3 protein-coding genes are annotated in these 6978 nt (G+C 34.0%); all 3 read left to right on the forward strand.

Going from position 1 to position 6978, the window contains the following annotated elements; translation table 11 throughout:
• The 3 genes from ACYPXO_RS04350 to ACYPXO_RS04360 are packed head-to-tail and all read left to right on the forward strand — an operon-like array spanning nucleotide 1 to nucleotide 6836.
• Entirely contained in the window at nucleotides 1–3063 is a 3063-nt protein-coding gene (locus ACYPXO_RS04350; RefSeq protein ID WP_459639455.1) for a triple tyrosine motif-containing protein, read from the forward strand.
• Nucleotides 3064–3074: 11 nt separating this feature from the next.
• Nucleotides 3075–5771: a L,D-transpeptidase family protein gene (locus tag ACYPXO_RS04355; protein WP_459639456.1), complete on the forward strand. Its 2697-nt coding sequence runs from the start codon at nucleotides 3075–3077 to the stop codon at nucleotides 5769–5771.
• Nucleotides 5772–5795: 24 nt separating this feature from the next.
• Nucleotides 5796–6836, forward strand: coding sequence for an acyltransferase family protein (locus ACYPXO_RS04360; protein WP_459639457.1), 1041 nt, complete (start codon nucleotides 5796–5798; stop codon nucleotides 6834–6836).
• Nucleotides 6837–6978 lie beyond the last annotated feature (142 nt).

The raw sequence follows: 6978 nt of genomic DNA on the forward strand, positions 1-6978 counted from the left end.
ATGATAAAAAGGATAGGAAAACGGTTTGTAGCAGGGGTTCTTACAGCGGCGTTGATTGTAGGCAGTCTAACCGGAATGCCAAGTTATGCAGAAGAAGAAAGCGGTGTAGTAGAAGAGGAGGGTACTTCTTTTTATGCGGCTACTCCACAGATTGTCAATTTTAATATAAAACCTTCAGGACAAACAACGGATTACATTGAAGAAGAAACAGGAATAGCAGGTTATACTTATGGACCATATGCGGCAGATGCAGTATATCTTGGACAAACAGGCAGTGGGAAAGTCAGATTTATGTTAGCGGGAGTTATTGGTACGGTGAATGCGAGTGAAGTGCAGGTTGTAAATAAATCCAGTGCAAAATCACTCAGTTATTACTATGTATCAAATAATCGTCTATATCATAAAATTGCCACGAATATTAATAATGCAGCTTCGGGAAGTACATTAGATAATGGTCCGGCACCGTCGTATTTAAAATCGGGAGTGAATTATTACAGTTATGACGGACATTATTTTTATACAGAATCTAATTTCGGAAACATGATTGATGATTATAATAAGAAGACACGAACATATTCGGTAAATCCGAATACACCGTTTTATAATTATTTTCAGTATCTTCCTTTAAGAAGTCAAACAAGTTACAGTGAGAGCAGTTTTGCCACAATAATTAATAATAAAGTAAGTTCCACATCGAAAATGCGTGATATGGGTGATGACTTTGTCAGAACGCAGAATACATACGGAGCAAATGCGATTTTAATGGTGGGAATTGCAGCAAATGAAAGTGCATGGGGAACAAGCAATATTGCAAAGACAAAAAACAATTTATTCGGGTTGAATGCGGTAGATTCTTCTCCGGGGCAGAGTGCAAATTATTTCGCTAGCGTATCTCAGTGCATTAAAGAATACGGTGAAAAATGGTTGTCAAAAGAATACTTGAACCCACAGAATTGGAAATATTACGGTGCTTTTCTGGGAAATAAGGCAAGCGGAATGAATGTAAAGTACGCTTCTGACCCATATTGGGGAGAGAAAGCGGCAGCAATGGCATGGCTTTTAGATGGTAATGGCGGTAGTAAAGATGTCCGTAGATACACAATTGGAATTAAAGATACGATTTATCCGTCAAACACAGTAAATGTAAGAAAAGAAAGTACAACGTCTTCGACAGCATTTTATAAGACGAAAAAAAATGCAAACTGTGCCTTTTTGGTTTTGGATAAAAATCCTGTAAATAAGTTTTATAAAATTCAGAGTGAGCCGGTGTTGAATAGCGGACGAACAGGAATTAATTCAAGTAGCGGAGTGTATAATTTTTCAAATATGTATGCATATTTGAGTTCGGATTATTTGAAGATTGTGTCGGATGGACAGTCAGCATGGTCAGTAAATACGATTGATACAAATCCTTCTTCTCCGCAATTATATGATACTTCCATAAAGGTGAGTGCAAATATAAGCGGGAACAAGACGGGGTTGCAATACAAATTTGTATGGCAAAAAAATGATTGGAAAGAGTGGGGAGTAATAAAAGATTTTTCTTCAACAGATTATGCGACATGGACTCCAAAAGCAGAAGGAAACTATACAATTTTAATGGATGTAAAAGATAAACTAGGAAAGGTCGTTACAGTCAGTATTCCATATCAAATCAAAAATTGGAGTTATACAGGGGTGAAAACAAGCGTAACATCCCCAAGTGCATTGAAAGCACGGATTAACTTATCTGCAGATGTAAAGGGAACAACTACAGGTCTGCAATATAAATTTGTGTGGCAAAAGGATAATTGGAGAGAATGGGGAGTGATTAGAGATTTTTCTTCTACGAATAGTGCGACTTGGATACCGACAAAAACGGGAGAGTATGAACTTATTGTAGATGTAAAGGATAAAGAGGGATTTGTTAGTACAAGAAGACAGGCATACCGAATTGTAGAAAAAGCATGGGAAGTACAGAACACGGTATTTAGTCCTACTGGAGCGGAAATTGGAAATACAATTAAAATCACGCAAAATATGAAGAAAGTTACAGAAGATAATGTGAATTTACAATACAAATTTGTATGGCAGAAGAATAACTGGAAAGAATGGGGCGTAATTAGAGATTTTTCGACCTCTAATACGGTAAATTGGATTCCGGAAGTGTCAGGCGACTGTCAGATTATTGTAAATATAAAAGATGATTGTGGAAATGCGGCGACTAAAACATCAAATTATTATGTTCAAAAAGGAAAATGGACATTTTCTGAAATTGCTGCAGATAATCCATCTCCTCAGATAGCAGGAGAGAAGATAAAATTGACAGCGAAAGTGTATGGAAATACAGCAGGGTTAAAATATAAATTTGTATGGCAAAAAGATAATTGGAAAGAATGGGGAGTGATACAGGAGTTTTCTTCAAAAAATACTGCGGAATGGACGCCGAAGAAAAGTGGTACATATACGATTTATGTGGATGTGAAAGATAGTGACGGAGCAACAGCAAGTTATCCTAAAATATTTACCGTAAAAAGTGCAGGAGAAGTAACAATACAATTACAGCCGAATACAAATCAGAATGTGGGAGGTAAAGTCAACATAAAAGCACTGGTTGGAGGTAGCGACAGCAATACGAAATATAAATTTGTATGGCAAAAGGATAATTGGAAAGAGTGGGGAGTAATACAAGATCTTTCCACTAAAAATAATACAGACTGGATACCTAAGAAAGAGGGGACGTATACAATATGCGTTGACGTAAAACAGGGAAATACTCCGGCAAAAACAAAAACGATACAGATAAAAGTAGGTAAATGGGCATATAATGAAGTTTCGGTGAATAAAAAACAGAATGGAGAATTAGAAATCAAACCAATTATTCAGGGGAATACGAATGGATTTGCCTACAAATATGTGTGGATGAAGAATAACTGGAAGGAATGGGGAGTGATAAAAGACTTTAGTGGAAATTCAATGATGTCATGGAAACCGAACGGAAAAGGACAATACACAATGATAGTAGATGTAAAGGATGCAGCAGGGAATGTGAAAACAGTCAATAAAGTATTTAATGTTCAATAGAGGTGAATAATATGAGGAAAAAGACGGTTAGTTTTATTTTAGCTGTTACTTTGTGTGTTACAACATTAGGAAACTTGAGTTATGCACAAGATAATCGGGGAGAAAAGAAAATAGTTCAGAGTGTGAGTGAAGAAGACTGGAAATTAGAAGGCTTAAAATTTGATAAAGTATCTCCACAGGAAGTTTCAGAGAGTATTAATGTTTCGGTAAATGTAAAAAGTGAAAATCAGAATTTACTATATAAATATGTGTGGCAGAAAGATAACTGGAAAGAATGGGGAATAATTAGAGATTTTTCTAAAGAAAAGACAGTGAATTGGAAACCGAAAACTTCAGGAAAGTATTACATATATGTTGATGTAAAAGAACCGGGGAAAAAGACGGAAAGTTTGAGCAGGGAATATACGATAGTAAAAAACAAATGGAATTATAGTGGCTTATTACCAAAAGAATATGGGTTGAAAAGGAATAAAGAAGTTACAATTTCAACAGAAGTATCGGGGAATGGAAGCGGTTTACGGTACAAATATGTGTGGCAGAAAGATGACTGGAAAGAGTGGGGGGTTATCAGAGAATTTTCGGAAGAAAGAGAAGTGTCATTTACACCTAAAAAAATAGGAAAGTATACTATTATTGCCGATATAAAAGATCAGGACGGAGATGTAATTACAAAGAGTAAAGAATATAATGTAAAAACAGATATTTGGAAATATGACGAAATAGTAACAGACTATGTATCACCACAAGAAAAATATGGAGAACCAATAAGTATTACGGCAAAAACTTCTGGGGATACGCAAAGACTTCAATATAAATTTGTATGGCAGAAAGATGATTGGAAAGAATGGGGAGTAATTCAAGAACTTTCAACAAAAAATACAGCGGAGTGGAAACCGGACAGTGTGGGAGAGTATACGATTTATGTGGACGTAAAGGATGTCGATGGAACAATAATAACCAAAACGATACCGTATAAGATAATTCCTGTAAACTGGAAATATGAGGAGATAAAGACAACTCCTGAAGATATACAGAAAAAAGGGGAAACGGTAGAAATTCAGGCGGAGATGAGTGGAAATACAAAGGGGCTTCGGTATAAATTTGTATGGCAGAAAGATGATTGGAAAGAATGGGGAGTAATTCAAGAACTTTCGGAAAAAAATAAGGCAGTATGGAAAACTCCGAAAAAGAGTGGAAAGTATAAACTGTATGTGGATGTAAAAGATCGTGATGGTGAAACGAGAACAAAATCTTTGGATTATTTTGTTGCTACACAGTTGTGGAATGCGGAAGAGATTGTTGTTAATGAGGGAATAGAAGAACAGGTATATACGAAGATACCTATTGAGGCAAAGGCATCAGGAGAAACGGAAAATCTGCAATATAAGTTTGTTTGGAAAAAGGGATCTGTCGAAGATGATTGGGGAAAAGAATGGGGAGTACTTCAGGAATTTGGAAATTCTAATCGAACAGACAACTGGTATCCGAAAAAAGCAGGTATCTATACAATTTATGTTGATATAAAAGACGTGGACGGAAGAAAGAAAACAATAACAAAAGAATATGAGGTGTTAGAGGCACCGTGGCAATTAGATAAATTGGAAATTTACGGAAGGCCAGATAGATTTGTAGGGGACACTCTCAAGGTAGAAGCAAAAACATCGGGAGAAACTGACGGTTTGCAATATAAATTTGTATGTCGCAGAGGAAACGGTTGGGAAGATTGGGAAGTTGTTCAGGAGTTTTCAACACAAAATCATATAGAAATTCCAATAGAAAAAGATAAAGAATATAATATTTATGTTGACATCAAAGATAATAGAGGAGTCACATTTGATGCAGAAACGGTTAAGGTAAGAGGGCATAAATATTTATCTGCAAAATCTACAAGTACAACTATTTCAAAAGGACAGACGGTAAATGTATATCCTGAGATTACCGGTGGAAAAGGTGAATTACAATATAAATATGTATGGCAAAAAGATAACTGGAAAAAATGGGGAGTAATTAAAGAATTTTCTTCTTCATCCAGTATTAATTGGACGCCTTCGGAAGAAGGAACTTATTATATTATAATTGATGTAAAAGCAAATGGAAAAGTTCAAACAAAAAGTGTTAGGATAGAAGTGAAGAATCTCAAAAATGGCTGGTATTATGAGGGAGGATATAAGTTTTATTATAAAAACGGTGTTAAACAGTTAGATTTAGACGGTATTCTTCCAAAACAGTCAAATTATTATATTAAAGTAAATAGAAGTGCCTGTACAGTAACTGTTTATGCGAAAGACGGGAATAACGGTTACATTATTCCGGTGAAAAGGTTTGCCTGTTCAGTGGGAAAACCGAATACACCTACTCCTGTCGGAACTTTTTATACTCCGGCAAAATACAGGTGGCATACATTAATGGGACCGTCTTACGGACAATATTGTACAAGAATTACCGGAAATATTCTTTTTCATTCAGTGGCAGGGAAAAATATGACAAGTTATAATTTGAATGCAAAAGATTATAATATGTTAGGGCAGCCGGCGTCACATGGATGTGTTAGATTGTGTGTACGAGATGCAAAATGGATTTATGATAATTGCTCATTGAAAACAAAAGTTACTATTTATGATGCAACAAGTCCGGGACCATTAGGGAAACCGAATACAATTAAAATTCCTTCATGGCAAACATGGGATCCTACAGATCCAAACGTATAAAGTGTAAAAATAGGAGAGTAAGGTATGGCAAGTGTAAAAAAAGAAGCGGGGGAACAAAGGGTACATTGGATTGATACCTTGAAGTTTATAGGGATGTTTGAAATATACTTAGGACATTTTTTTGAAAAATCTGGTTTGGCATATGAGTTTGTTTTCACTCATCATGTAGCATTATTTTTCTTTTTAGCTGGTTGTACAGAAATGTTAAATAAGGAAACTTCGATTAAAAAAAATATTTGGAAGAAAATAAAAAATCTATGGATTCCTTTTGTTATGTTCGCAATCTTTGATATTTTTATCAAAGTTATAACTTTAAATGAAAATTTAGGAAATGTAAAAGAATACATATATTTAGTTTTACGAGGATGTGTAAGAAATACATTTTTTGCAGCGGGCTTATGGTTTTTGTCATGTTTATTTATAATGAGCATATTATTTCAATTTATTAAAAAAATCCAAAATAAAGTTATTTTATTGGCATTAGGACTCACATGTTTTTTGATGGCATCTAAAATCCATATTGATTTTTATAATATTAGTAGTATGTTATATTATATAATCTATTTTGTTCTAGGATATGTATCTTTTGAGAAAATAAATAGATTGTTAACAGATTCTTCTTTGAAAAATAAAATATTTTTGATAGTTACAACATGTGGAACAGTATTTTACACAGTGGTTTTATTTTTCGGGGTAAATTTATTGGGGGAATTTAGAAATATTAAATTTATAAATCGATTTATACCAATTATAGAAACCTTAATTGTTATTTGGTTTTGGATTATTATAGCGAATATAATTCAAAATGTGAAAATGTTTAATGATATAGGAAAAAATTCACTTTATCTTTGTGGAAGTGAATATATGATAGAAATGTTGGTTTGGCATTTCTTATCTATTTTTGGAATAACACTTGCATTACAAACCCCACTTGCAACATATATTTATGTTTTTGTTTTGTTAAATATTGCAAATCGGTATTGGGTTCCAGTGTTAAAATATACAATTAAGATAATAACGAGATATGTAGATAAAATTGAGAAAATATTGCATTTAGAAGGATAGTGTTTAATTAGTCTTTTATGAAAAATATGTAGTGGGTTATTAGATAAAGAAATCCATTAAAATTTTCTGGAATTGAATTAATAACTAGGGTGAGATTCGCAAGAATATCACCCTAGTGTTGTGTTATGGACTTTAGTCTGTT

This window comes from Faecalimonas canis, assembly GCF_054601575.1.

Coding starts and splice junctions, on each gene's coding strand:
- ACYPXO_RS04350 (WP_459639455.1), top strand. CDS start 1: ATGATAAAAAGGATAGGAAAACGGTTTGTAGCAGGGGTTCTTACAGCG.
- ACYPXO_RS04355 (WP_459639456.1), top strand. CDS start 3,075: ATGAGGAAAAAGACGGTTAGTTTTATTTTAGCTGTTACTTTGTGTGTT.
- ACYPXO_RS04360 (WP_459639457.1), top strand. CDS start 5,796: ATGGCAAGTGTAAAAAAAGAAGCGGGGGAACAAAGGGTACATTGGATT.